General features: G+C 66.0%; 25 protein-coding genes. 13 read left to right on the top strand and 12 right to left on the bottom strand.

The features are described from left to right. The first annotated feature begins 210 nt into the window (after positions 1-210). Together rplK and rplA are read left to right on the top strand one after the other, a co-directional pair. Complete coding sequence (gene rplK / locus QX204_RS29170; RefSeq protein ID WP_019049397.1) at positions 211-645, top strand: 50S ribosomal protein L11; 435 nt, start codon at positions 211-213, stop codon at positions 643-645. A gap of 154 nt (positions 646-799) precedes the next feature. Further along, the gene (gene rplA / locus QX204_RS29165) at positions 800-1,513 is read left to right on the top strand and encodes a 50S ribosomal protein L1 (RefSeq protein ID WP_301903705.1); all 714 of its coding nucleotides are present in this window, start codon (positions 800-802) and stop codon (positions 1,511-1,513) included. A 75-nt stretch (positions 1,514-1,588) separates the two neighbouring features. On the opposite strand, the gene QX204_RS29160 is transcribed toward rplA, so the two are convergent. Then, positions 1,589-3,199 (bottom strand): MFS transporter, encoded by a 1,611-nt coding sequence (locus QX204_RS29160; RefSeq protein ID WP_301903704.1) that lies wholly within the window; start codon positions 3,197-3,199, stop codon positions 1,589-1,591. A 415-nt stretch (positions 3,200-3,614) separates the two neighbouring features. On the opposite strand from QX204_RS29160, the gene rplJ reads away from it, so the two are divergent. The 6 genes from rplJ (at position 3,615) to QX204_RS29130 (ending at position 14,519) form a co-directional block, all read left to right on the top strand. Further along, positions 3,615-4,187 (top strand): 50S ribosomal protein L10, encoded by a 573-nt coding sequence (gene rplJ / locus QX204_RS29155; protein ID WP_301903703.1) that lies wholly within the window; start codon positions 3,615-3,617, stop codon positions 4,185-4,187. Positions 4,188-4,250: 63 nt separating this feature from the next. Further along, entirely contained in the window at positions 4,251-4,637 is a 387-nt protein-coding gene (rplL, locus tag QX204_RS29150) for a 50S ribosomal protein L7/L12 (protein ID WP_056814330.1), read from the top strand. Between the two features lie 234 nt (positions 4,638-4,871). Then, positions 4,872-5,951 carry an ABC transporter ATP-binding protein gene (locus tag QX204_RS29145; RefSeq protein ID WP_301903702.1) on the top strand — a complete coding sequence of 360 codons (1,080 nt, stop codon included), beginning with the start codon at positions 4,872-4,874 and terminating at the stop codon, positions 5,949-5,951. 556 nt (positions 5,952-6,507) lie between these two features. Next, positions 6,508-10,008: a DNA-directed RNA polymerase subunit beta gene (locus QX204_RS29140; protein ID WP_301903701.1), complete on the top strand. Its 3,501-nt coding sequence runs from the start codon at positions 6,508-6,510 to the stop codon at positions 10,006-10,008. A gap of 105 nt (positions 10,009-10,113) precedes the next feature. Further along, complete coding sequence (locus tag QX204_RS29135; protein ID WP_301903700.1) at positions 10,114-14,067, top strand: DNA-directed RNA polymerase subunit beta'; 3,954 nt, start codon at positions 10,114-10,116, stop codon at positions 14,065-14,067. Between the two features lie 104 nt (positions 14,068-14,171). Next, positions 14,172-14,519, top strand: a complete 348-nt coding sequence (locus QX204_RS29130; protein ID WP_301903699.1) for a hypothetical protein — start codon at positions 14,172-14,174, stop codon at positions 14,517-14,519. 27 nt (positions 14,520-14,546) lie between these two features. Here QX204_RS29130 and QX204_RS29125 read toward each other — a convergent pair whose 3' ends face one another. After that, positions 14,547-15,380, bottom strand: a complete 834-nt coding sequence (locus QX204_RS29125) for a formate/nitrite transporter family protein (RefSeq protein WP_301903698.1) — start codon at positions 15,378-15,380, stop codon at positions 14,547-14,549. Between the two features lie 160 nt (positions 15,381-15,540). Here QX204_RS29125 and cynS point away from each other — a divergent pair, with 160 nt between their 5' ends. Then, positions 15,541-15,990, top strand: a complete 450-nt coding sequence (cynS, locus tag QX204_RS29120; protein ID WP_062988868.1) for a cyanase — start codon at positions 15,541-15,543, stop codon at positions 15,988-15,990. Between the two features lie 18 nt (positions 15,991-16,008). On the opposite strand, the gene QX204_RS29115 is transcribed toward cynS, so the two are convergent. Next, complete coding sequence (locus QX204_RS29115) at positions 16,009-17,010, bottom strand: EamA family transporter (RefSeq protein ID WP_301903697.1); 1,002 nt, start codon at positions 17,008-17,010, stop codon at positions 16,009-16,011. A 38-nt stretch (positions 17,011-17,048) separates the two neighbouring features. Between QX204_RS29115 and QX204_RS29110 the strand changes: the two genes are divergently transcribed. Then, positions 17,049-17,579 carry a CGNR zinc finger domain-containing protein gene (locus QX204_RS29110; protein ID WP_301903696.1) on the top strand — a complete coding sequence of 177 codons (531 nt, stop codon included), beginning with the start codon at positions 17,049-17,051 and terminating at the stop codon, positions 17,577-17,579. Between the two features lie 14 nt (positions 17,580-17,593). On the opposite strand, the gene QX204_RS29105 is transcribed toward QX204_RS29110, so the two are convergent. Next, positions 17,594-18,280 (bottom strand): hypothetical protein, encoded by a 687-nt coding sequence (locus tag QX204_RS29105; RefSeq protein ID WP_301903695.1) that lies wholly within the window; start codon positions 18,278-18,280, stop codon positions 17,594-17,596. A gap of 80 nt (positions 18,281-18,360) precedes the next feature. Then, a complete protein-coding gene (locus QX204_RS29100; RefSeq protein WP_301903694.1) occupies positions 18,361-19,371 on the bottom strand; it encodes an aldo/keto reductase in 1,011 nt (336 codons plus the stop codon). Positions 19,372-19,471: 100 nt separating this feature from the next. On the opposite strand from QX204_RS29100, the gene QX204_RS29095 reads away from it, so the two are divergent. Then, a complete protein-coding gene (locus tag QX204_RS29095; RefSeq protein ID WP_301903693.1) occupies positions 19,472-20,317 on the top strand; it encodes a helix-turn-helix transcriptional regulator in 846 nt (281 codons plus the stop codon). Here QX204_RS29095 and QX204_RS29090 read toward each other — a convergent pair whose 3' ends face one another. Together QX204_RS29090 and QX204_RS29085 are read right to left on the bottom strand one after the other, a co-directional pair. Next, complete coding sequence (locus tag QX204_RS29090) at positions 20,318-20,959, bottom strand: DUF8020 domain-containing protein (RefSeq protein WP_301903692.1); 642 nt, start codon at positions 20,957-20,959, stop codon at positions 20,318-20,320. 108 nt (positions 20,960-21,067) lie between these two features. Further along, positions 21,068-22,324: an FAD-dependent oxidoreductase gene (locus QX204_RS29085; protein ID WP_301903691.1), complete on the bottom strand. Its 1,257-nt coding sequence runs from the start codon at positions 22,322-22,324 to the stop codon at positions 21,068-21,070. Between the two features lie 124 nt (positions 22,325-22,448). Here QX204_RS29085 and QX204_RS29080 point away from each other — a divergent pair, with 124 nt between their 5' ends. Together QX204_RS29080 and QX204_RS29075 are read left to right on the top strand one after the other, a co-directional pair. Beyond that, positions 22,449-22,781, top strand: coding sequence for an ArsR/SmtB family transcription factor (locus tag QX204_RS29080; RefSeq protein WP_301903690.1), 333 nt, complete (start codon positions 22,449-22,451; stop codon positions 22,779-22,781). Beyond that, the gene (locus tag QX204_RS29075; protein WP_301903689.1) at positions 22,778-23,257 is read left to right on the top strand and encodes an SRPBCC family protein; all 480 of its coding nucleotides are present in this window, start codon (positions 22,778-22,780) and stop codon (positions 23,255-23,257) included. Before QX204_RS29080 ends, QX204_RS29075 begins: the two co-directional genes overlap by 4 nt. Positions 23,258-23,379: 122 nt before the next feature. Here QX204_RS29075 and QX204_RS29070 read toward each other — a convergent pair whose 3' ends face one another. From QX204_RS29070 to QX204_RS29050, 5 genes are all read right to left on the bottom strand, one after another. After that, positions 23,380-24,369, bottom strand: coding sequence for a pirin family protein (locus QX204_RS29070; RefSeq protein WP_301903688.1), 990 nt, complete (start codon positions 24,367-24,369; stop codon positions 23,380-23,382). Continuing rightward, complete coding sequence (locus tag QX204_RS29065) at positions 24,366-24,683, bottom strand: GNAT family N-acetyltransferase (protein WP_301903687.1); 318 nt, start codon at positions 24,681-24,683, stop codon at positions 24,366-24,368. The genes QX204_RS29070 and QX204_RS29065 overlap by 4 nt, the downstream gene beginning before the upstream one ends. A gap of 10 nt (positions 24,684-24,693) precedes the next feature. After that, positions 24,694-25,710: an aldo/keto reductase gene (locus QX204_RS29060; RefSeq protein ID WP_301903686.1), complete on the bottom strand. Its 1,017-nt coding sequence runs from the start codon at positions 25,708-25,710 to the stop codon at positions 24,694-24,696. Continuing rightward, complete coding sequence (locus QX204_RS29055; protein ID WP_301903685.1) at positions 25,707-26,171, bottom strand: MerR family transcriptional regulator; 465 nt, start codon at positions 26,169-26,171, stop codon at positions 25,707-25,709. Before QX204_RS29055 ends, QX204_RS29060 begins: the two co-directional genes overlap by 4 nt. Positions 26,172-26,258: 87 nt before the next feature. After that, positions 26,259-26,627: a VOC family protein gene (locus QX204_RS29050; protein ID WP_056814268.1), complete on the bottom strand. Its 369-nt coding sequence runs from the start codon at positions 26,625-26,627 to the stop codon at positions 26,259-26,261. Positions 26,628-26,692 lie beyond the last annotated feature (65 nt).

Raw genomic sequence — 26,692 nt, 5'->3', positions numbered from 1 at the left:
ACCGCTTTTCGTGAACGGCACCGCTGACCGGCGGTGCCGTTTCGCGTTTGTGCTGGTCGCACCCGATTGCTGGGTCGCGGGTCAGGTCGAGTAGAGTGTGATGGTTCGTGTTCTGACTTCCCCGCAGTACCTGTCGGGGCCCAGTCGTGCGCGGATACGAGGCTTACGGCAACCGTAAGGAACCGAACCCCAGAAAGCCAAGGAAGAAAGATGCCCCCCAAGAAGAAGAAGCTCGCCGGGATCATCAAGCTGCAGATCCAGGCCGGCGCAGCCAACCCGGCACCGCCGGTCGGCCCCGCGCTCGGTCAGCACGGCGTCAACATCATGGAGTTCTGCAAGGCGTACAACGCCGCGACCGAGTCGCAGCGTGGCAACGTCATTCCGGTCGAGATCTCGGTGTACGAGGACCGGACGTTCGACTTCAAGCTGAAGACCCCGCCTGCCGCTCGTCTGCTGCTCAAGGCCGCCGGTGTGCAGAAGGGCTCCGCTGAGCCGCACAAGACCAAGGTCGCCAAGGTCACCATGGACCAGGTCCGGGAGATCGCCAAGACCAAGGCCGAGGATCTCAACGCCACTGATCTCGATCAGGCCGCGAAGATCATCGCCGGTACCGCGCGTTCGATGGGTATCACCGTCGAAGGCTGAGTGTCAGCGCCGGAGGCGGCAGCGCAGCGTAACCACGCAGGCGCAGCGAAGCCTTCGATCAGACACCGCAGGCTGAGCGAATCTCGCTCCATGTGGGAGGGCCGGCCAGGCCCGACAACCACATCTGAACTCGAAACTCTAAGGACAGAAAATCATGGCAAAACGAAGCAAGGCGTACCTCGCCGCTGCTGAGAAGGTCGATCGCGACAACCTGTACTCCCCGCTGGCCGCCGCGCGCCTGGCGAAGGAGACCGCGACCACCAAGACCGACGCGACCGTCGAGGTCGCCGTCCGTCTCGGCGTGGATCCCCGCAAGGCCGACCAGATGGTCCGTGGCACCGTCAACCTGCCGCACGGCACCGGTAAGACCGCTCGCGTCATCGTGTTCGCCGCGGGCGAGAAGGCTTCCGAGGCCGAGGCCGCCGGCGCCGACGCCGTGGGCGCCGAAGACCTGATCGAGCGGATTCAGGGCGGCTGGCTCGACTTCGACGCCGCGATCGCCACCCCGGATCAGATGGCCAAGGTCGGCCGCATCGCGCGTGTCCTCGGCCCGCGTGGTCTGATGCCGAACCCGAAGACGGGCACCGTCACCAACGATGTGACCAAGGCCGTCAACGAGATCAAGGGCGGCAAGATCAACTTCCGCGTCGACAAGCAGGCCAACCTGCACTTCGTCATCGGCAAGGCGTCGTTCGACGACGCCAAGCTGGTGGAGAACTACGGCGCCGCGCTGGACGAGATCCTGCGTGTGAAGCCGTCGACTGCCAAGGGTCGCTACGTCAAGAAGATCACGGTTTCGACGAACACCGGACCGGGCATCCCGGTGGACCCGAACCGCACCCGCAACCTCCTCGACGAGGATGCGTGAGCTTCGGCTGACCGCTAGCTCCTAGAGCAACCGCGAGGGTGGGAACGCACTGCGTTCCCACCCTCGCGGCTTTTGTCAGGACTGGTCGGGAGTCTTGTCCCGCCAGCCGAGCAGCACCGATTCACCGCTCTGCGGCTTCCACGGCAGGAAGACGGCCACGATCACCGCGCACACCAGCACCGCGCCGGTGGCGACCAGCGAGGCCGCGTGCGCGCCCTGCAGGGTCGCGGCCTTCATGGCGACGATCAAGTTCTCGCGTTGAGTCTCGAAGAACGGCGCGAGCTCGCGTTTACGCAGTTCCAGGACGCTGAGTGGACTTGCCTTGACCAGGCTCTTCTCGTTGTCGTTCATGATGCCCATCGGGATCGCGTCGATGCGGGCGCCGATCCGGCTGGTGTAGTACGAGGCCACGATCGACCCGAGCACCGCGACGCCGAGGGTCCCGCCGATCTCGCGGGTCGTATCGTTGACGGCCGAGCCCGCACCCGCCTCGTCCAGCGGTAGCGAGGACATGATCGACTCGGTGGCCGGTCCCTGCACGATGCCGAGACCCAACGCCATCAGCACCATCGAGGGCAGCACGCCGACCAGGTAGGTACTGTCGACGGTCACCTGTCCGCCCAGGTAGAGACCGGCGCCGATGAGCAGCAGGCCGATCACCAGAACCGCGGTGGTGCCCACCCGTTGCGCGAGCAGCGTCGCGACCGGTGCGCCGATCGCGACCGAGAAGGCGAACGGCAGTGAGGCGATGCCGAATTCGAGTGGGGTGTATTCGCGCACGCCCTGGAAATACTGGGTGATCAGGAACAGGAATCCGAACATCGAGAAGTAGCCGATCGCGATGGCCAAGGCGGGCAGCGAGAATCGGCGATTGCGGAACAGTCGCATATCGAGAATCGGTGCGGCGGTGCGCAATTCCCAGGTGACGAAGCCGGCGAGCATGGTGGCGCCGAGGGTGGCGGTGCCGAGCGTGGTGAGGGAGAGCCAGCCGTTGTGCGGTGCCTCGATGATCGCCCACACCACCAGCGTGATGCCCGCGATCGAGAGGCCGATGCCGAGCAGGTCGATCTTGCCGACCTGCGCCGCGCGCGATTCCGGCACCCAGATCAGGGTCGCGATCAAGGCGATCAATGCCACCGGCACGTTGATCCAGAACACCGAATGCCAGCTGAAGTGTTCGAGCAGCCAGCCGCCGGAGATGGGGCCGATCGCGATGGCGAAGCCCGCCATCGCGGTCCAGGCGGCGATGGCCAGCGCGCGTTCGCGCCGGTCGGTGAAGATGTTGATGATCAGGGCGAGGGTGGCGGGGAAGACGGCCGCGGCGAAGACGCCCATCGCCGCGCGGGCGGCGATGACCTGGGTCATCGAATCGGCGAGTGCGCCGCCGACCGACATCACCGCGATGCCGACGAGGCCGACGATCATGATGCGACGGCGCCCGTAGCGGTCGCCGAGGTTGCCCGCGGCGAGGAGTAGTCCGGCGAAGGTGAGGGTGTAGGCGTCGACGATCCATTGCAGGCCGGAGACGCCGGTGGCGAGTTGGACGCCGATGGACGGCAGCGCCACGTTGACGATGGTGTTGTCGAGTACGACCAGCAGTTCTGCCAGGCAGATGACGGCTAGTGCGATGAATCGCTGCGGGCGTCGGCCCAGCAGCACTGGTGGAGCGACTATGGAGGTTGCCATAGCATTGGAGTGAACCAGGTTACTGTCACCGCACGTAACACCTTTCCCTTGGGATTCCGGCCACATTCGACTGTCAAATGTGAGCTGGGACACATGAATTCGGCCCGATCGAAGGGTTTCGACCCGTTTTGGCAGATGGGGGTAGGTGCAGGTACAGTGGTCAACGGTCATGCGGGATGTGCATACATCCTCGAAGACCACACCCATTCGTTCTACCGAAGACCGTTGGTCGTTGACGCCGAATTTCACGGTGTCGATCGAAGGTCCGGCGACATTGCCGGCGACCCACGCAGGGAGAGCTGAGGCCGAAGTTATTTTGCGCCCCGGTACGCCTTGCGTCCGGGGCGTTCGTTTTGTCGCCGGCCCCTGATTCGGTAGTGCACCAACGAAACCGACATCAGAGAGGAGGCGAAGTATGGCGAAACCTGAAAAGGTCACCGCTGTCGCGGAGATCGCGGAGCAGTTCAAGAACTCCACGGCCACTGTTGTCACGGAATACCGTGGCCTGTCGGTCGGCAAGCTCACCGAGCTGCGTCGTGCGCTCGGCGCCGACGCCACGTACTCCGTCGCCAAGAACACCCTGGTCAAGATCGCTGCCGGCGAAGCCGGTGTGGCGGGTCTCGACGAGCTGTTCGTCGGCCCGACCGCTATCACCTTCATCCAGGGTGAGCCGGTCGATGCCGCCAAGGCGCTCAAGCAGTTCGCCAAGGACAACAAGTCCCTGGTCATCAAGGGCGGATACATGGACGGCCGCGCGCTGTCCGTGTCCGAGGTCGAGCGCATCGCCGACCTCGATTCGCGCGAGGTGCTGCTGGCCAAGCTGGCCGGTGCGTTCAAGGCCAAGCCCTCGCAGGCTGCCGCCCTGTTCGCCGCTCCCGCTTCCCAGGTCGCCCGGCTCGCCCAGGCGCTGCTCGAGAAGCGCACCAGCGCTGAAGGCGCTGTCGCCGCTCCGGCTGCCGACGAGGCACCCGCGGCCGACGCCGAATAAGACAACTAATACCCGCTTCGCGGTGCGTACGCGCTGCGAGGTACACCATCGGAAGGAAACACCATGGCAAAGCTGAGCACCGAAGAACTGATCGGCGCCTTCAAGGAGCTGACCCTGCTCGAGCTCGCTGAGTTCGTCAAGGTCTTCGAAGAGACCTTCGACGTCACCGCCGCCGCCCCCGTCGCGGTCGCCGCCGCCGGTGGCGCTGCTGCGCCGGCCGACGCCGCCGAAGAGCAGGACGAGTTCGACGTCATCCTCGAGGGTGCCGGCGACAAGAAGATCCAGGTCATCAAGGTGGTCCGTGAGATCGTCTCGGGCCTGGGCCTGAAGGAAGCCAAGGACCTGGTCGAGGGCGCCCCGAAGCCGATCCTGGAGAAGGTCGCCAAGGATGCCGCCGAGGCCGCCAAGGCGAAGCTCGAAGAGGCCGGCGCCAAGGTTTCCGTCAAGTAATTCGGAACCAGTGCTGTTGTTGTGAACGGGCGGTCCTTTGCGGGCCGCCCGTTTGCTATTTGTCCGGACATGCGAAAGTGATCCGGGTCGTAGGAACCGCGCCAGGTTACTCTTCAGTCATGTAGGGGTGTGCCCCGTCTCACTGATGGGTTACAGTGACCGGACCCACAGAGTCGTAGCGCACCGCCGTGATGTGAGCGCGCGGGAACGCCGGTGGGGTGCTCGCAGGGATCAATGGAGGTAGCAGTGGGCGTCGAGGTCAGGACCGAGGGTGTAACCAAATCCTTCGGTTCACAGCGAATTTGGCAGGACGTGTCGATCACGCTCCCTTCGGGTGAGGTCAGTGCGTTGCTCGGACCTTCGGGCACGGGAAAGTCGGTGTTCCTGAAGTCGCTCATCGGTCTGCTGCGACCCGAGCGCGGGTCCATCTTCATCGATGGCACCGATATCATGACCTGCTCCAACAAGGAGCTCTACGAGATCCGCAAACTGTTCGGCGTCCTTTTCCAGGACGGCGCGCTGTTCGGCTCGATGAATTTGTACGACAACATCGCTTTCCCGCTTCGTGAGCACACGAAGAAGTCGGAATCCGAGATCCGTCGTGTCGTCATGGAGAAGCTCGAGCTCACCGGTCTGCTCGGCGCCGAGGGCAAGCTCCCCGGCGAGATCTCCGGTGGTATGCGCAAGCGCGCCGGTCTGGCCCGCGCGCTGGTCCTCGACCCGCAGATCATCCTCGTCGACGAGCCCGACTCGGGTCTGGACCCGGTGCGTACCTCGTACCTGGCGCAGTTGCTGCTCAACATCAACGCGCAGATCGACGCCACGATCCTGATCGTGACCCACAACATCAACCTGGCCCGTACCGTGCCGGACAACATCGGCATGCTCTTCCGCCGCAACCTGGTGATGTTCGGCCCCCGCGAGGTGCTGCTCACCAGCGAGGAGCCGGTGGTCAAGCAGTTCCTCAACGGCCGCATGATCGGTCCGATCGGTATGTCGGAGGAGAAGGACGAGGCGCAGATGGCGCGCGAGCAGGCGCTCGTCGACGCCGGTCACCACCACGGTGGCGCCGAGGAGATCGACGGCATCATCCCGCAGATGAAGGCCGAGCCCGGCATGCCCGCCCGTCAGGCCGTGTTCCGTCGGCAGGCGCGCGTGCGCGAGATCATCCACACCCTGCCGCACGCGGCACAGGTGGCGATCCGCGAGTCGCTGGATTCCTCCGACGACACTCAGGTGATGGCGGCCTACGGCGGCAGCGATCAGCCCACCGAAACCTTCAAGACCGTTCCGCACGGCCAGCTCAACAGCTGAGCGACTTTCACGTCCTGAATGAGCCCCGACCCTACGGTCGGGGCTCATTTGCTTTACAGGCCGGAAAACGGCGGCTGACCGGCCGCCCGCCGGTTGGCGCGCACGGCGTGTCGCGGGTAAAATAGGCGCGGTTCGAGGCCGGGGAAGTCCAGCGGCCCAGGCGATCTCACTTCGCGAACAGACCGTCCCGCGGCACTTGACGAGGCGCGCGGGAACCGTCACCCTATCTACAGCAGTACAAGCTGTTAAGGGGCACCAGCGGCCAGCGGATAGCTGGCCCGGCGCCGAGGGAACCCGACGCGGCCAGCGTTCCGGGGCTTCGGCGCGTTATCCGTGCGAGCGGTCACACGGATGGTATGTTGACACTCCCTTGTCTAGGGGTGTAAGTTTGGACGTTGCGCTGGCTGCCTCCTGTCCACACCTTGATTCGCACTCGAAAGTTCCACCCTTCCGGTGTTACTTCCGCTGCTGCTTGTTCTGGTTTCGTTCGGGCTGTAACCAGCGGAATTCGTAGCAGACAAGCGACGGTCGCGGACCACCACGCGACGCGCGTGAGGTGCTGGAAGGACGCATCTTGGCAGTCTCCACCCAGACCAAGGCTGGTATCCCCGGAGCCCCGTTGAGGGTTTCGTTCGCGAAGATCCGAGAGCCCTTGGAGGTGCCCGGACTTCTCGACCTACAAACGGACTCGTTCGCCTGGTTGGTCGGTACACCCGACTGGCGCGAGAAGGCAGCCGCTCGCGGCGACGTCGGTCTCGCAGGCGGCCTCGAGGAGGTGCTCGAAGAGCTCTCTCCGATCGAGGACTTCTCCGGGTCCATGTCCCTGTCGTTCTCTGATCCGCGCTTCGAAGAGGTCAAGGCCTCCATCGACGAGTGCAAAGAGAAGGACATGACCTACGCGGCGCCGTTGTTCGTCACCGCGGAGTTCATCAACAACAACACCGGCGAGATCAAGAGCCAGACGGTGTTCATGGGCGATTTCCCCATGATGACCGACAAGGGCACCTTCATCATCAACGGCACCGAGCGTGTCGTCGTCTCGCAGCTGGTCCGTTCCCCGGGCGTCTACTTCGATCACAACATCGACAAGACCACCGAGAAGGACCTGCACAGCGTGCGCGTGATTCCGTCGCGCGGCGCGTGGCTGGAGTTCGACGTCGACAAGCGCGACACCGTCGGTGTCCGTATCGACCGCAAGCGTCGTCAGCCGGTTACCGTGCTGCTCAAGGCGCTGGGTTGGACGACCGAGGAGATCGTCGAGCGTTTCGGCTTCTCCGAGATCATGATGTCCACCCTGGAGAAGGACAGCACGCCCGGCCAGGACGAGGCGCTGCTCGACATCTACCGCAAGCTGCGTCCGGGCGAGCCGCCGACCAAGGAGTCCGCGCAGACTCTGCTGGAGAACCTGTTCTTCAAGGAGAAGCGCTACGACCTGGCCCGCGTCGGTCGTTACAAGATCAACAAGAAGCTCGGCATCCACGTGCACGAGCCGGTGACCTCCTCGGTTCTCACCAAGGAAGACATCGTCGACACCATCGAGTACCTGGTGCGTCTGCACGCCGGTGACCGCACGATGACCGCCCCCGGCGGTGAAGAGGTCCCCGTCGAGATCGACGACATCGACCACTTCGGTAACCGTCGTCTGCGCACCGTCGGTGAGCTCATCCAGAACCAGATCCGCGTGGGCCTGTCCCGCATGGAGCGTGTCGTTCGTGAGCGGATGACGACTCAGGACGTCGAGGCGATCACGCCGCAGACCCTGATCAACATCCGTCCGGTCGTCGCGGCGATCAAGGAGTTCTTCGGAACTTCGCAGCTGTCGCAGTTCATGGACCAGAACAACCCGCTGTCGGGTCTGACCCACAAGCGCCGCCTGTCGGCGCTGGGTCCCGGTGGTCTGTCCCGTGAGCGTGCCGGTCTGGAAGTTCGTGACGTCCACCCGTCGCACTACGGCCGCATGTGCCCGATCGAGACCCCGGAAGGCCCGAACATCGGCCTGATCGGTTCGCTGTCGGTGTACGCGCGGGTCAACCCGTTCGGCTTCATCGAGACGCCGTACCAGAAGGTTGTCGACGGCAAGGTCACCGACGAGGTCAAGTACCTGACCGCCGACGAGGAAGACCGCTACGTTCGCGCGCAGGCCAATTCCCCGGTCGACGCCGAGGGTCGCTTCCTCGAGGAGAAGGTCCTCGTCCGCCGTGCGGGCGAAGAGGTCGAGTTCGTGACGCCGGCGCAGGTCGACTTCATGGACATCTCGCCGCGCCAGATGGTGTCGGTCGCGACGGCCATGATCCCGTTCCTCGAGCACGACGATGCCAACCGTGCCCTCATGGGTGCGAACATGCAGCGTCAGGCCGTGCCGCTGATCCGTTCCGAGTCCCCGATCGTGGGTACCGGCATGGAGCTGCGCGCAGCTGTCGACGCCGGTGACGTCGTCGTGAACGAGAAGCCCGGCGTGGTCGAAGAGGTCTCGGCCGATTACGTCACCGTGATGGCCGATGACGGCAGCCGCAAGTCCTACCGGATGCGCAAGTTCAACCGGTCGAACCAGGGCACCTGCTCGAACCAGCGTCCGATCGTGGACGAGGGCGATCGGGTGGAGAAGGGGCAGGTCCTCGCGGACGGCCCCTGCACCGAGAACGGTGAGATGGCGCTGGGCAAGAACTTGCTCGTCGCGATCATGCCGTGGGAAGGCCACAACTACGAGGACGCGATCATCCTGTCGCAGCGCCTCGTGGAAGAGGACGTTCTCACCTCGATCCACATCGAAGAGCACGAGATCGATGCCCGCGACACCAAGCTCGGTGCCGAGGAGATCACTCGGGATATCCCGAACGTCTCCGACGAGGTCCTCGCCGACCTCGACGAGCGCGGCATCATCCGCATCGGTGCCGAGGTGCGCGACGGCGACATCCTGGTCGGCAAGGTCACGCCCAAGGGCGAGACCGAGCTCACCCCGGAAGAGCGTCTGCTGCGTGCCATCTTCGGTGAGAAGGCTCGCGAAGTTCGCGACACCTCGCTGAAGGTGCCCCACGGTGAGTCCGGCAAGGTCATCGGCATTCGCGTGTTCTCGCGCGAGGACGACGACGATCTGCCTCCCGGTGTCAACGAGCTGGTCCGCGTCTACGTGGCCCAGAAGCGCAAGATCCAGGACGGCGACAAGCTCGCCGGTCGCCACGGCAACAAGGGCGTCATCGGCAAGATCCTCCCCATCGAGGACATGCCGTTCATGCCCGACGGCACGCCGGTCGACATCATCCTGAACACCCACGGTGTGCCCCGTCGTATGAACATCGGCCAGATCCTGGAAACCCATCTCGGGTGGATCGGTAAGGCCGGCTGGAATATCGACGTGGCCACGGACGGCACTCGTCCCGATTGGGCGGCCACGCTGCCCGAGGAGATGCTGTCCGCGCCTGCCGACTCGAACATCGCCACGCCCGTCTTCGACGGCGCCAAGGATGACGAGCTGACCGGTCTGCTCGCGTCGACGCTGCCCAACCGTGACGGCGAGCGCATGGTCGACGAGAACGGCAAGTCGACCCTGTTCGACGGTCGCTCCGGCGAGCCGTTCCCGTACCCGGTCGCAGTCGGCTACATGTACATCCTGAAGCTGCACCACCTGGTCGACGACAAGATCCACGCCCGTTCGACCGGTCCGTACTCGATGATCACGCAGCAGCCGCTGGGTGGTAAGGCGCAGTTCGGTGGTCAGCGATTCGGTGAGATGGAGTGCTGGGCCATGCAGGCCTACGGCGCGGCGTACACGCTGCAGGAACTCCTGACCATCAAGTCCGACGACGTGGTCGGCCGCGTGAAGGTCTACGAGGCCATCGTCAAGGGCGAGAACATTCCGGAGCCGGGCATTCCGGAGTCGTTCAAGGTGCTCCTCAAGGAACTCCAGTCGCTGTGCCTCAACGTCGAGGTGCTGTCTTCGGACGGCGCCGCGATCGAGATGGGTGGCGGCGAGGACGAGGATCTGGAGCGCGCCGCGGCGAACCTGGGCATCAACCTGTCCAGGAACGAAGCGGCAACCATCGACGATCTGGCGAACTAGGTGGTTGGCGGTGCGGTCGCTGTGGAAGCGACCGCACCGCGCACCGCGCTCGACAACTAGTGAACTTTTGCTCGAATTCGACCCGAATAGGGGAAAGGAAGTTACGTGCTAGACGTCAACTTCTTCGATGAACTCCGGATCGGCCTTGCCTCCGCCGATGACATCCGCCAGTGGTCTTTCGGCGAGGTGAAGAAGCCGGAGACCATCAACTACCGCACGCTCAAGCCGGAGAAGGACGGGCTCTTCTGCGAGAAGATCTTCGGTCCCACCCGGGACTGGGAGTGCTACTGCGGCAAGTACAAGCGTGTCCGCTTCAAGGGCATCATCTGTGAGCGCTGTGGCGTCGAGGTAACTCGTGCCAAGGTGCGTCGCGAGCGGATGGGCCACATCGAGCTGGCCGCTCCCGTTACTCATATCTGGTACTTCAAGGGCGTTCCGTCGCGCTTGGGTTACCTGCTCGACCTGGCGCCGAAGGATCTCGAGAAGATCATCTACTTCGCCGCCTACGTCATCGTCGGTGTCGACGAGGAGCTGCGTCACAACGAGCTCTCCACGCTCGAAGCCGAGATGGAGGTCGAGAAGAAGTCGGTCGCCGATCAGCGCGACGCCGACCTGGAAGCCCGTGCGCAGAAGCTCGAGGCCGACCTGGCCGAGCTGGAAGCCGAAGGCGCCAAGTCCGACGTGCGTCGCAAGGTCAAGGACGGCGGCGAGCGCGAGATGCGTCAGCTGCGCGACCGCTCGCAGCGTGAGCTGGATCGTCTCGACGAGATCTGGACCACCTTCACCAAGCTGTCGGTTCAGCAGCTCATCGTCGACGAGGTGCTCTACCGCGAGCTCGTCGACCGCTACGGCGAGTACTTCACCGGCGCCATGGGTGCGGAGTCCATCCAGAAGCTGATGGAGAACTTCGACATCAACGCCGAGGCCGAGAAGCTGCGCGAGACCATTCGCTCGGGCAAGGGCCAGAAGAAGCTGCGTGCGCTCAAGCGTCTGAAGGTCGTCGCGGCCTTCCAGACCAACGGCAACTCGCCCATGGGCATGGTGCTCGACGCTGTTCCGGTGATCCCGCCGGAGCTGCGTCCGATGGTTCAGCTCGACGGTGGCCGTTTCGCCACCTCCGACCTGAACGACCTGTACCGCCGCGTGATCAACCGCAACAACCGCCTCAAGCGACTGATCGATCTGGGTGCGCCCGAGATCATCGTCAACAACGAGAAGCGGATGCTGCAGGAGTCGGTCGACGCACTGTTCGACAACGGCCGTCGTGGCCGTCCGGTCACCGGACCGGGTAACCGCCCGCTGAAGTCGCTGAGCGATCTGCTCAAGGGCAAGCAGGGTCGTTTCCGTCAGAACCTGCTCGGCAAGCGCGTCGACTACTCGGGCCGTTCGGTCATCGTCGTCGGTCCTCAGCTGAAGCTGCACCAGTGTGGTCTGCCGAAGCTGATGGCGCTCGAGCTGTTCAAGCCGTTCGTGATGAAGCGTCTGGTCGATCTCAACCACGCGCAGAACATCAAGTCCGCCAAGCGGATGGTCGAGCGTCAGCGTGCCCAGGTGTGGGATGTCCTCGAAGAGGTCATCGCCGAGCACCCGGTGATGCTGAACCGCGCGCCCACCCTGCACCGCCTCGGCATCCAGGCCTTCGAGCCCCAGCTGGTCGAAGGCAAGGCCATTCAGCTGCACCCGCTCGTCTGTGAGGCGTTCAACGCCGACTTCGACGGTGACCAGATGGCCGTGCACCTTCCGCTGTCCGCGGAGGCGCAGGCCGAGGCACGCATCCTGATGCTGTCGTCGAACAACATCCTGTCCCCGGCGTCGGGTCGCCCGCTGGCGATGCCGCGTCTGGACATGGTGACGGGCCTGTTCTACCTGACCCGTCTCGACGAGAACGGTGCGGGCACCTACCGCGCCGCGGGCACCGACGAGCCGGAGTACGGCGTGTACTCCTCGCCCGCCGAGGCCCAGATGGCCGTCGATCGTGGCGAGCTGACCGTGCGGTCCACCATCAAGGTGCGGCTGACCGAGCAGCGCCCGCCGCGTGATGTCGAGACCGAGCTGTTCCCGGACGGCTGGCGGCGTGGCGAGGCCTGGCTGGCCGAGACCACGCTGGGTCGCGTGATCTTCAACGATCTGCTTCCGGCGGACTACGCGTTCATCAACGAGCCGATGCCGAAGAAGCGTCAAGCCACGATCATCAACGATCTGGCCGAGCGCTACCCGATGATCGTCGTCGCGCAGACCGTCGACAAGCTCAAGGACGCCGGCTTCTACTGGGCCACGCGTTCGGGCGTCACCGTCTCCATGTCGGACGTGCTCGTTCCGCCGGAGAAGCCCGAGATCATGGAACGCTATGAGGCCATGGCGGACCTGATCGAGAAGAAGTACCAGCGTGGTGCGCTCGATCACGCCGAGCGCAACAACGCTCTGGTCAAGATCTGGCAGGAAGCCACCGAGGAAGTGGGCGCCGCGCTGCGGACCCACTACCCGCCGGACAACCCGATCATCACGATCGTCGACTCCGGCGCCACGGGTAACTTCACCCAGACCCGTACCCTCGCGGGTATGAAGGGCCTGGTGACGAACCCGAAGGGTGAGTTCATCCCGCGCCCGATCAAGTCCTCGTTCCGTGAGGGCCTGACCGTGCTCGAGTACTTCATCAACACTCACGGTGCTCGTAAGGGTCTGGCCGACACGGCGCTTCGTACCGCCGACTCGGGTTACCTGACCCGTCGTCTGGTCGACGTGTCGCAGGACGTCATCGTCCGCGAAGAGGACTGTGGCACCGAGCGCGGCATCCTGGTGCCGATCGCGGAGAAGCTGGCCGACGGCACGATCATCCGTGACGCGCACGTCGAGACCTCGACCTTCGCTCGGACCCTGGCGTCCGACGCGGTCGATGCCAAGGGCAACGTCATCGTGGCGAAGGGCGCCGACCTCGGCGACCCCGCGCTGGAGGCGCTGCTCGAGGCCGGTATCACCGAGGTGAAGGTCCGCTCCGTGCTGACCTGCACCACCGGCACCGGCGTCTGCGCCACCTGCTACGGCCGTTCGATGGCCACCGGCAAGCTGGTCGATATCGGCGAGGCCGTCGGCATCGTCGCGGCCCAGTCCATCGGTGAGCCCGGTACTCAGCTGACCATGCGTACCTTCCACCAGGGTGGCGTCGCGGGCGACGACATCACCGGTGGTCTGCCGCGTGTTCAGGAGCTCTTCGAGGCCCGTGTCCCCAAGGGCAAGGCGCCGATCGCGGAGGTCTCGGGTCGGGTGCGTCTCGAGGACGACGACCGCTTCTACAAGATCACGATCATCCCTGATGACGGGTCCGAGGAAGTCGTCTACGACAAGCTCTCGAAGCGTCAGCGTCTGCGTGTGTTCAAGCACGACGACGGCTCCGAGCGTCTGCTGGCCGACGGTGACCACGTGGAGGTGGGTCAGCAGCTGCTCGAGGGCGCTGCCGATCCGCACGAGGTGCTGCGCGTGATGGGTCCCCGTCAGGTGCAGGTCCACCTGGTCCACGAGGTCCAGGAGGTCTACCGCTCGCAGGGTGTGTCGATCCACGACAAGCACATCGAGGTCATCGTTCGCCAGATGCTGCGTCGTGTGACGATCATCGATTCGGGTGCGACCGAGTTCCTGCCCGGCTCGCTCACCGAGCGCGCCGAGTTCGAGAACTCGAACCGTCGCGTGGTGGCCGAAGGCCGCGAGCCGGCTTCGGGTCGTCCCGTGCTGATGGGTATCACCAAGGCGTCGCTGGCCACCGATTCGTGGCTGTCGGCGGCTTCCTTCCAGGAGACCACCCGAGTGCTGACGGACGCGGCGATCAACTGCCGCTCCGACAAGCTGATCGGCCTGAAGGAGAACGTGATCATCGGTAAGCTCATCCCGGCCGGTACCGGTATCAACCGTTACCGCAACATCCAGGTGCAGCCGACTGAAGAAGCCCGTGCCGCGGCGTACGCGGTGCCGTCCTACGACGACACCTACTACTCCCCGGACAGCTTCGGCTCCTCCACCGGCGCAGCGGTGCCGCTGGACGACTACGGCTTCAGCGACTACCGCTAGTCCGTAGGTAGGCAACAGATTTCGGCCCCCGCCCATCAGGGCGGGGGCCGTTTTCGTGGGTGTCACCGGGGGCGGTTCCCACGGAGTCTGCGTACAGTCGCCGTGTGAAGTATCAGATCGTCGTCGGCGTGCTCGCGGTGATCGGCGTGCTCGCGATGGTGTTCGCGGCCTGTCGTGTCGCGGCCACCGTGATGTCGACCCAGGTCGTTCTGGGTTGCAGCCAGCAGAACAACACCGAGTACTGCGTGTACCACCGCGCGACGTGGGGTCTGTTGGCTACCGAGTACGAAATCCTCGTCGGCCCTTCACCCGACCGTGGCTTGGTCTACAGCGTCCCCTACCCGGCCCACGACGCGCATGTCACCTGGGCGGCCGATACGGCCCTGCTGACGATCGAGATGCCCGGCACCGCACTCACGATCGAGGCCGCCGAATACATCGACACTCGATAGCTCTGCGGGCGGGAATCGCGCAGGCGGTCAGGACTCCGATTCGGCGGTTTCGGGTCGAGGCCGGGCGGGGGCGGTTCGGGCGTGGGTGGCGTAGAGGGTCAGGCCGACGAACGTGAGCCCGCCTACGAGATTGCCTACGACGGTCGGGATTTCGTTCCAGATCAGGTAGTCGCCGATCGAGAAGTCGCCGCCGAGGAGCAGACCGGAGGGGAACAGGAACATGTTCACGATGGAGTGTTCGAAGCCCATGTAGAAGAACAGCATGATGGGCATCCACATCGCGATCACCTTGCCCGACACCGAGGTCGACATCATCGCGGCGACCACGCCGGTGGAGACCATCCAGTTGCACAGCACGGCGCGGATGAACAGGGTGAGCATGCCCGCGGCGCCGTGTTCGGCGTAGCCGAGGGTTCTGGATTCGCCGATCTCGCCGAGCTTTTCGCCGACAACGCTGGGGTCGACGGAGAAGCCCATGGTGAGGATGATCGCCATCATCACCGCCACGGTGAACGCGCCGGCGAAGTTGCCGACGAACACCAGCCCCCAGTTCCGCAACATCGAGCCCACGGTGACGCCGCGTCGTTTGTCGATCAACGCCAGCGGAACCAGCGTGAAAACACCGGTGAGCAAGTCGAATCCGAGCAGGTAGAGCATGCAGAACCCGACGGGGAAGAGCACGGCTCCGAGCAGCGGTTCGCCGGTGTTCACCGTGATCGTCACCGCGAAGGCGGCCGCGAGGGCGAGGATCGCGCCCGCCATGTAGGCGCGGATCACGGTGTCGCGGGTGGACATGAACGCTTTGGCTTCACCGGCGTCGATCATCTTCTCGACGAAGTCCGCCGGTTTGAGATAGGACATGAAAAACCCCTTCGTAGTGGTTCTAGCGCAGGAGTTTTCGCTGTCGACATTGCCTCGTGATCACTCGAGGTTGCGCCCGCGTAAATAGTGGTATTCCACTATGGCGAGTGAGCGGCTCCGAATGGCAGGCTATCGGCGACTCACCGACCTAGGAGCCCGTATGGAACCGATCCTGAGCAAGTCCGCCGCCGCCGACCTCGTCGTCGCCGCCCGCATCCGCAAAGGTCTCACGTGGGCGGGCATCGCGGAATCGATCGGCGCGCCACTGGTCTGGACGACAGCGGCCCTGCTCGGTCAGCATCCGATGACCGAGGAGCAGGCCGCCGCCGTCTGTGCCCTGCTCGACCTGGACGACACCGTCGCCGAAAGCCTGCGCCTACAGCCCTCCCGCGGCGCCGACCCGGCACAACTGGCCGACCCCACCGTCTACCGCCTCGTCGAGGCAGTCTCGGTCTACGGCCCCGCCCTCAAAGAACTCATCCACGAGGAATTCGGCGACGGCATCATGAGCGCCATCAACTTCAACATCGACATAGCCCGCCGCCCCCACCCCGACGGCGACCGCGTCGTCATCACCCTGGACGGCAAATTCCTCGACTACCGCTGGTGAGCCACACTCTGTTGTCGGTCAGGATCCTTGCTCGGACCGAGCCGCCGGGATCTCCGTCGGGGTGTCTGCCGGTGTCTCGGGGTCGCCGAGGGCGGAGGTCGTCGGTTCGCCGAGGCGGACGGCGACGACTCCGATGAGGATCAACGCGCCGCCGAGTAGTTGGATCGGGCGGGGGGCTTCGCCCAGGAGGGCCCAGGCGAAGATCAGGGCGGCGAGGACTTCGGTGAGGGCTACGAAGGAGGCAAGGCGGGAGCCGAGGCGGCGGGTGGCGGCGATGCCGGTGACGTAGGCGATGGCGGCGGTGACTATGCCGATGACGAGGATGGGGATCCACCAGGGGGTGGTGAAGTCGGCGAAGACGACCTGGCGAGTGGTGGCGTGCAGGGGGGCGATGCCGATGGTGCCCGCCAGGATCAGGAGGAGGCCGCCGATCAGGAGACCGCCGCAGGCCAGGACGGTGCCGGGGAGGTCGCCGCCCTGGGCGGAGAGGACGAAATAGGCCGCGGCGCCGATCATCGCGGCCAGTGCCCAGGCGATGCCGATCGGGTCGGTCGACAGGCCCGAGGCCACATCGAGGACGAGCAGTAGTCCGGTGATGCCCAGCACCGCACCGGCGATCGTGGCCGCGCCGGGCTGTTGCCGGTGGCGCACCCACAACCAGCCCACCACCGCGATCGGTGCGGTGTATTCGATCAGCAGCGCAGCGCCGACTTCCATGTGCGCGACGGCGTTGAAATAAGCGAGCTGAGTGCCCGCCACGGCGACCAGCCCGTACGCGCCGATGAGACTCGCGTTGGCGCGCAGTAGCTTCCAGTGTCCGCGCAGCTGGGGCAGTGCCAGCGGCAACAGAACCACCCCGGCCAGTAGGACGCGTGCGGCGACAACCGCGGCGGCACTCCACCCCGCGTTCATCAACCCACGCGCGAGCGGACCGGACAACCCGAACGAGGTGGCCGACGCCAGCGCGAACAGCAGCCCGGATCGCATCCGGATCGCACTGTCATGAGTCAAAGTCGCCATGACTAATGACGGTAAGCAGGCTGCGGTAATATGTCAATGTGGTTTTTGCTCATGACACCGAGGCGGCCCTGCTGGCGGCGGTCGAACTGGTCAATTCCGCCGAAGATCCCGACACGTTGACCGAAACAGCCCAGCTCGCCGAGTTCTTCGACCGGCACGTCTACACGGGCGCGCACACCGGCGACCCAGCCGAGCTGGCTGCCGTCCGGGCCCTGCGCGCGCCGCTACGCGCGATGCTCACCAGCGACCGCGATGCCGCCGTCACCCTCGTGAACGAGACCCTCGCCGAGCACCGCGCTGTGCCGCAGTTGGTCCGCCACGGCGACGTCGACTACCACGTGCACGCGGTCCCGCCACAAGCCCCGCTCCCGGTCCGCATCGCCGTCGAAACCGCGATGGCGATGATCGATCTGATCCGCGCCGACGACCTGAGCCGCCTCTCGATCTGCGCCGACGCGGACTGCGCCGGGCTGGTGCTCGACCTGTCCCGCAATCGTTCCCGCCGCTATTGCAGTACGGCATGCGGTAATCGCAACGCCGTCGCGGCCTATCGCGCGCGTCAACGCTGAGGGTCGGTCGCACCTCAGCCCAGCGTGCGTACCTTCGGGCACTTCTTACCCGCCAGGTGGCACTTGTCCTCGAACCCGGCGGGCAGCCAGGTCCCGGTCTTCAGCAGCGGATGATGCGGGAAATGTCGCAAGGCGGCCGTGACGAAAAGCAATGCTGCCCAAGGGGTCTGGACCTGGATCTGCTGCAACTTCCCGTCCCGGTCCGGGAATCGGCAGCCGACCCGATCCGGCGCGGTGAGGTCGATGGACTCGAGCGCCGACCAGTACAGCGAGAACGAACGCTCAGGATTGGTCAGGTGCAGCCGCCGGTCCGAGATCATCACCGACCCTGCCCGTTCCGCCACCCAGCGCGGTTGCGCGGCGGCCGCCTGCGTGCGCCGGGTCCGGTTCGCGACGGCATTGCCCAGCTGTGCGGCCGCGGCGACCGGGTTCGGACCGACGACAGTGCTCCGACCGCGAGGCGATTTGCCGTCGCCCGTCGCCCGCCACGTGTACCAGTTGACCGGCCCCTCGGCCAGACCGACCTCACCGGGCTCGATCCGCACCCGCGTCGCGGTGTGCGGGATCAGCGCCACCTCGCCGCGCGCCAGTAGATCGGCCACCCCGCACGTGTACAGCAGGTAGTCGTCGAACCACGTCCACCCGGCCTGTTCGGCCAGGGCGCGTTCGATATCGGCCAGCGGGTCGAACACCACTCTCATCACCACCCACCCGTGCGGACTTACTGCCGTCAACGGTAGCCGAGACCGGCGGCAACGCGCGTCGGGTGACCCGGCGAATGTCAGCGTTCGCTGTCCAGCATCGCCATCTGCTCGGCCGCGTACCGCTCGCCGGCGACAGCGTCGGCCGGAGTCGCTGCCTCGATCACGGCCGACTCGTCCGGCGTGAGCGAGATCGCGAGCGCCCCGAGCGTCTCGTCGAGTCGCGTCCGGGTTCGCGCGCCGATCACCGGCACGATGTCCGTGCCACGGCCCAGCGCCCAAGCGATCGCCAGCTGGGCGACCGAAACCTGTTTCGTGGCAGCGATATCGGCCAACGCCTCGACCATGCGCAGATTCCGAGTGAGGTTCTCGCCCTGGAAACGCGGGCTGTGGGCACGGAAGTCGCGTGCCGACGATGGACCTCCTCGGCGGAAAGTATCGCTGAGCAGCCCCCGCGAGAGCACACCGTAGGCGGTGATGCCGGTGCCGAGTTGTCTTGCGACCGGGAGGATTTCCTTCTCGATGTCGCGGGAGATGAGCGAGTACTCGATCTGCAGATCGGCGATCGGATGCACGGCAGCGGCACGTCGCAAGGTATCGGCACCGATTTCGGAGAGTCCGATATGGCGCACGTATCCCGCCTCGACGAGTTCGCCGATGGCGCCGACTGTGTCCTCGATCGGCACCTCGGGATCCAGGCGCGCGGGCCGGTAGATGTCGATGTGGTCGACACCGAGTCGTGTCAGTGTGTAGGTGAGGAAGTTGCGCAATGCGGCTGGACGCCCATCGAAGCCGCCCCAGGTTCCGCCCGGCCCGCGCAGCGCACCGAACTTCACGCTGAGCACCACGTCCTCGCGGGCGCGTTCGGCGATGGCCTTGCCGAGCAGCATCTCGTTGTGGCCCGCGCCGTAGAAGTCGCCGGTGTCGATGAGATTGATGCCCGCGTCGACAGCGGCGTGGACGGTCGCGATCGATTCACGGTCGTCGGAAGCGCCGTACATCCCGGACATGCCCATGGCGCCGAGGCCGATGCGGCTGACGCGGGGGCCGGTGTCGCCGAGGGCGACGGTGGGGATCTGTGAATTCGTCATGCTTCGAGCCTGCGCCGCGAGCGCCGGTCGCGGCAGAGATCGTTCATCGGGGGATCGGCAGTCCCTGGCTGGGCGTCGGCGCGAAGCGCACCATGGAGGAATGGACCGATCCGAGCTGGCCGACTTCCTGCGCCGTCACCGGGACCTGCTCACCCCCGCAGACGTGGGCCTGCCGCCCGGCGTGCGCCGACGCACCCCCGGCCTGCGGCGCGACGAGGTTGCCCTGCTCACCGGCATGTCCACCGACTACTACACCCGCCTCGAACAGGCGCGCGGTCCGCGCCCGTCCACCCAGGTCCTCGCCGCGCTGGCCCGCGCGCTGCGTCTGAGTGCCGACGAGCGCGACCACCTGTTCCATCTGTGCGGCCATCAATCCCCGGACCGAGGGCTACGCGACAAGCATGTCGGCCCCGGGCTGCTGCACATGCTGGACAAGCTCGACGACATCCCCGCCGCCGTGATCACCGACCTCGGCGAGGTTCTCGTCCAGAACCGCATGCACAGCCTGCTGGCCGGCGACCACAGCACCCGCCGCGGCCTCGATCGCTTCTATTCCTGGCGGTGGTTCACCGACCCGTCGGCCAGAACGCTGTTCCCGGAATCGGATTGGTCCCGCATGAGCCGCAGCCATGTGGCCGATCTCCGCGCCACCGCGGCGCGCCGAGCCGATGATGCCGAAGTCGTGGACTTCATCAGCCGATTGCGCGCCGACAGCACGGAATTCGAACAGCTGTGGAACGAACACGAAGTGGCCGTGCGGATCTCCGACACCAAACAGTTCCTGCACCCGGAAATCGGCCTGATCGACACGATCTGCGAAACCCTGCTCACCCCGAATGCGGCCCAACGACTACTCGTCTACCTGCCTCGCCCGGGCACCGACGCGGCGGAGAAGATGGCGCTGCTGCGCGTGATCGGCACCCAACTCCTCAGTCCGACAACGTGATCAGGGTGCCCCGGTGACATAGGCCAGCGCGGTATCGATCGCGGGCTGACCACCCGCCAGCGCGTACCCGGCGAGAGCGCCGATCGCCGCGCCCGCCACGGTGGCGACCGGGACGGTGATGAAGTCCAGGATGAACAGGCCGAGCGGGAAGCCGAGAACGAAACCGATCGCGGCCCCGATGACGGCGCCTTCGATGATCTTCGGTTGCAGGCGTTGGGTTTCGGCGAAGAAGCGCTCCTGCGCGCTGATGTCGCGCACCGGTGTGGTGGATTCGCTGATCGGTGTGAGGGTGAGGCTGGTGCCCTTCTCGTCGATCGACGGCGTGAGCGGCACCTGGTGCTCACCGACGCGCACGACCATCGGCAGCGCGGCGAGTACCGCACCCGATTCGTCGGTCACCGTGACAACTTTCGCGTCGTGGACGAGCTGGAACCGCCCCGCGTCGATGGTGGTGACCACCGCGCGTCGATCGTCGGTCGCGCTCACCCGGTAGTTCAGGCCCTTGTCGATCCCGCGCAGCGAGGGCGCTTCGGTCGGCTGTTCGGCGATGACCGCAGCGGGCTCGGCGTGCCCGTTTCCGGCTGCCGCCACGATGACCCCCATCGCGAGCAGTGCCGCGCCGATCCCAGTGCCGATCCTCATCCCGCAAGCCTCCTGCTGCTTCACCCGGTCCCATTCGTCCCGTTCGTCGCGGCAAATTTAGCCGTTGCGACCCATTTTCGAAAATGCCGACCGGAGCGCTAGGGCGGATCAGCGCGTCGCGTTGGACGGTTCGATGCCCGACGGTGGACGTCGCGCGAACTCCGGTGCGCGCTCGGGGCGCAGGCCGACCCCGCCGAGATAGGCGGTGAGCCCGGCCAGCGCGGGCACGGCGTCGACGACGCGCAGTGGCAGGGGCGCGGTGTGCAGGGTTCCCCGCAGCGCGGGCGCGATGAGCATGTCGTGCTCGCCACGCTGGGACCGCTGGGTGAAGCTGGCGGGCAGCATCCGTCTGCGCTGCACCTTTTCCAGATCGGCGGTTCGCACGGTGCCGGCGAGCAGTGGCTGCGCCAGGATGCGCGCGGCGGCCACGGCGTCCTGCACCGCGAGGTTGACCCCGACCCCACCGACCGGTGACATCGTGTGCGCGGCATCGCCGATGCACAGCAGGCCGGGCACATACCACCGGTCGAGCATGCCCACCGTGACCTCGAGCAGCTCGACGTCGTCCCAGGTCCGGATCGCCGCCGTGGTCTCGGTGGACCAGCCGAAGAGTTCGGCGACGCGAGCACGCAGCCATCCCACGTCGTGGGCGGCGCGAAGCTCCGCGTCGCAACCCTTCTCGATGATGTAGCCGGTCTGGTGATAGTCGCCGCGGTCGATGGCCACCGCGGAATTGCCGCTGGTGAAGCGGGCCTGTACGGCCCCGCCGTCGATGTCGTCGCGCGCTTTGGGGATGCGGAAGAACCACATGTCCATCGGCACGTCTTCCATCCGCCGGCGCAGTCCCGCGGCCTCGCGCACCACGGAATCGCGTCCATCGCAGGCGATCACGAGATCGGCACGCAACACGCGCTCGGCGCCGTCGGCATCGAGGTAGCGCACGCCGGCCACCTGGCCCGCCTCGTGGATCAGCCCGATCGCGGTCGAGCGCATCCGCAATGTGAAGGACGGTTCCTCGGCTGCGGCGCCGGCGAGCAGGTCGAGGAAGTCCCATTGCGGCACCATGGCGATATGCCGGTACCTGCCGGGGACCCGGGTGAAATCGGCGGCGACCACCATGCGGTCGCCCGCGTACATGCACATGCGAGTCAGCTCGGAGTGCGGCAACTCGGCGAACTCGGCGCCGAGCCCCAGTTCGTCGATCAGCCGCACCGTCGACGGGTGCACCGTGTCGCCACGGAAATCCCGGAGGAAGTCGGCATGTTTTTCCAGCACGGTGACGTCGACACCGGCTCTGGCGAGGAGTAGACCGGCCATCGTGCCCGCCGGGCCACCGCCGACGATGCAACACGTGGTCTTGTCCATGAGTGTTCCCCCTCGATGATTCCCGCCAAGTTCTACGACAAAGCGTAGTAGCAAATCCGTCGGCCCGTCCAGGGATTTCCGAAAGGGGTTGACCGGAGGGAATCAGCGCGCAATACTGAACTAGATGGTTCAGTATGACTTCCTCAACGCCTCGTTCGGGGCGCTCGCGGACCCCACACGGCGGGGCATCCTCGAGCAACTCGGACGTGGGCCCGCGAGTATCAGCGAGTTGGCCGAGCGGTTCGAGATGACCTTGACCGGCATCAAGAAGCACATCGGGCTGCTCGAGGACGCGGGCATGGTGGTCACCGAGAAGCGTGGGCGGGTGCGGTACTGCCGGATCTCCGAGCACGTCTTCGATCGTGAGGTGGCCTGGATGCAGGGTTATCGGCAGATGCTCGAAGCCCGGATGGACCGTCTCGGTGAATTCCTGCAACGAACGGAGTCGGAGCAATGAGCACAACCACCAACGACGCGGTCATCACCTCGACCTCGGACCGCGAAGTCCACATCGAACGCGATTTCGACGCGCCGCTGGACCGGGTGTGGGACGCCTACAGCCGCATCGAGCAGCTCTCGCGCTGGTGGGGTCGCGGCCACGTGCTCGACGTCGAGCGCTGGGAGTTCCGCAAGGGCGGGCACTGGCGTTTCGTCGAACACGACGGCGACGAGTCCTACGGGTTCGAAGGCCGTTTCCGCGAGATCACCCCGAAGGAACGCATCGTGCAGTCCTTCGAATGGGACGGCATGCCCGCCCACATCTCCATCGACGACACCACCTTCGTCGACCTCGGTGGCGGCCGCACCAGGGTCGTCACCGACAGCGTCTTCCATACAGCCGAGGAATGCGCGGGCATGCTGTCCTCCGGCATGGAGGGCGGTCTCAACGACAGCTACCGCGCCCTCGACGCCCTGCTCGCCGACGGTCGCTGATCGCGCACACCCGATGCGGCGCAGGGGAGCCCGCATCGGGTGCAGGCGCGGCCTGATCCGGTTCGGCGCGGTCAACCGATTCGGCTCGCGCGCAAACTGATTCGGGGCCGCGATCCGTCGAGTCAGCGGTGATTGCAGCCGGTCGCTCGTTTGCGCGGCTTCAAGCGCAACGGCGGCAGCGGCGGGGCAGGTATCCGCTCGTCGGGGATGTGACCGACGACCGTGGGAAAGCGGCCGGTATCGCGGGCTTCCCACGCCTCGCGGGCATCGACGATCTCGTCGTGACTGCGGGCGACGAAGTTCCACCACATCACCAATTCCTCGGCGAAGGGTTCGCCGCCGATCAGCGCGAAATGCGCACCGTCGGTACTGGACAGCCGCAGCTCGGCGCGGTCGGTACCCAGGTACAACAGCGGTCCAGGGGCGAGATCGGTGCCGTCGACGGTCACCGTGCCCGCGATCACCAGCACCGCGTGCTCGAACGCGCGCTCCAGCGGCAGCCGCACCTCGGCGCCGGGATCGAGCAGGATGTCGGCCCCGACGATCGGCGTGTAAGCCTTCGCCGGTGAGGTGACGCCGCCCAGCGCGCCGATCAGCACGGTGGCGCGCAGGCCCGGTGCGGAGTAGATCGGCAGTTCACGATGCTGCTCGAAATGGGGATCGACGCCCGTCGCGGTGCCGGGCAAGGCGATCCACAACTGGAGGCCGTTGGCCGACTCGGCGCCGGGCACACCGACCTCCGAGTGCGCGATGCCGCGACCGGAGGTCATCAGGTTCAGCTGCCCCGGTTCGATCACCACGTCGGAGCCCACCGAATCACGATGCCGGATGCGGCCGTCGAGCGGCCAGGTCACCGTCTGCAAGCCGATGTGCGGGTGCGGCAAGATGTCGGGGGAGGCGCCGGCCTCGGTCGCCGACGCCGAACCGAACCGGTCGAGGAAACACCACGCGCCCACGGTCGGCAGATCCCGTTGCGGCAGTGTGCGTTCCACGTACACCCCGCGCACGCCGCCGAGCGGCACCTCCCTGGCCGGGTACGACTCGGTGATCGGACCCGGCCGAGGCGAGGGTTCACACAGCGCCTCGTCCGGGTCGATCTCCAAGTCGCTCATCGCGCGATGCCCTTGCCCACCACATGCGCGTCGTACTCGGGGTGCTTGTCCAGCCAGCCGCGAATGAACGGGCAGTGCGCGGTGATGGTGCGTCCGCGCGCGATCACGTCCTCGACGGCCTGGCGGGCGAGTACCCCGCCGAGGCCTTTGCCCGCGAACGCGTCGTCGATTTCGGTATGGATGAAGTCGGTGTCGTTGTCGCGCTCGATGTACTCGGCGAAACCGGCGAGTTCATCGTCGAAGAACACGTCGTAGCGGTTCTTCTCGACATTGCGCACGACACGGCGCTGCGGATCGGCGGTGGCATCGGTCATGGTCGCGATCCTATTCGCGGCCGGCCGAGGTGAACGACATATCCGCGTACCGGCTGCCCGCCACCTGCCCGGCGATCGGTTCCAGCGTCGCCAGTTCGTCCGCGGACAGACGCACCGACGCCGCGGCGACGTTATCGGCGAGCCTGGTCCGCTTGCGGGTACCGGGGATCGGCACCACCGACAGGTTGTGCACCCCCGCCCTGGCATGCACCCACGCGAGCGCGACCTGGGCCCGGGTGATGTCGCGCGCCGCGGCGATCGTGGCCAACGGCGCGAGCAATTCGGCGTTGTGTTGGGCATTGTCGCCGGTGAAGCGAGGCTGGAACCGACGGAAGTCCTTGTCGCTCAGATCTTTCGCCGAGGCGAACGCGCCGGTGAGGAATCCGCGGCCCAGCGGCGAATACGGTACGAACGCCACCCCGAGTTCGGCCGCGGCGGGCACCGCGGTGCGCTCCACATCGCGCGAGAACAGCGACCACTCCGACTGCAGCGCCGCGATCGGGTGCACCGCGTGCGCGGCGCGCAACTCCTCGCCGGTCACCTCGGACAGCCCGAGAGCGCGCACCTTGCCCGCCGCGACGAGTTCGGCCATCGTGGCGACGGTCTCCTCGATCGGTACCGCGGGATCGCGCCGGTGCATGTAGTACAGGTCGATCGTGTCGACGCCGAGCCTGCGCAGGCTGGCATCGACCGACGCGCGGATGTAGGCGGGGGAGTTGTCGAACCCGCGGAAGGACGGGTCGTCGGCCTTGCGCACGATGCCGAACTTCGTGGCGATCAGCAGGTTCTCGCGGTTGGCGCGGACGAAATCGGCCAGGAATTCCTCGTTGTGGCCGGAGCCGTACACATCGGCGGTGTCGAACAGAGTGACCCCGAGTTCGAGCGCGTGGTCGAGAGTGGCCCGCGATTCGGCCGCGTCGGTGTCACCGTAGAACTCGCTGATGCCCATGCAGCCGAGGCCCTGGGTGCCGATCAGCGGCCCGTCGGCGCCGAGAGTGGTGGTCGGCAGTGTCGCGGTGGTGCTCATGTGTCGCTTCCTTCGCTCGTGTGCACGGTGATCGTGGCGGGACGGACCACATCGGATCGGCCTTCGTAGACGGCGATCTTGTAGTCGAGAACGGCCACGGTCTGCTGCAGCTCCGCGATCTTGTCGAGCACATCCGATCTGGTCTGCCGGAACATCTCCAGCCGATCGGGGTAGGTCTGTTCACCCGCCCGGACCAGTTCGGCGTAGCGGATCATGTCGGCCACCGGCATGCCGGTGAGCCGCAGCCGCCCGATCAGCGCCAGCCACTCCAGGTCGCGGTCGCTGAACCGGCGGTTGCCGGTGTGATCGCGACCGATGTAGCCCATCAGCCCGATCCGCTCGTACCAGCGCAGCGTGTCGCGGCTCAGGCCCGACAGCTGCGCCACCTGGCCGATCGAATACCTCGGGCGCCCGTGCTCGTCGTCGCCGCTGTCGTCGCGAAGCGCCGCGTCCTGATCCATCGTGCTCGTCCCTTCCCGTGGAACTTCCTAGAAGCTATCCACCTGGAGTGCGCTCCAAGCAAGACTTATTCTCACGGGCGGGCGAAGTCAGCTGTAGTTCGGCAGCTCCTGAATAGCCCATTTGTTGCCGTCGGGGTCGGCGAAGAAGGTGAACCGGCCCCAACCCATGTCCTCGACGGGGGTGGCCGCCACACCCGCGGCGATCAGCTGTTCATAGGCCTTGTCGGCGCTGGCCACGACCATCTGCATGCCCTCGACGCTGCCCGGCGCGGCACTGGTGAGCCCGCGCCCGATACAGATCGAACAGCCCGATCCCGGTGGAGTGAGCTGCACGAAACGGATCTCCGGGGTCGGGGTGTGGTCGTGATCGGCGTTGAAGCCGATGCTGGTGTAGAAATCCTTGGCCCGGTCGACATCGGTGACCGGGATGGCAACGAGTTCGATTTTCCAATCCATGTGGTCAAGCATCGTTGCGAGGTCTGACAGAAACAAGATGTGGATCACATGTGGGTGCGTGCGAG

The organism is Nocardia sp. PE-7 (assembly GCF_030486425.1).
Classification (GTDB): domain Bacteria; phylum Actinomycetota; class Actinomycetes; order Mycobacteriales; family Mycobacteriaceae; genus Nocardia; species Nocardia salmonicida_A.
This window is presented reverse-complemented; position numbering and strand designations above follow the sequence as displayed.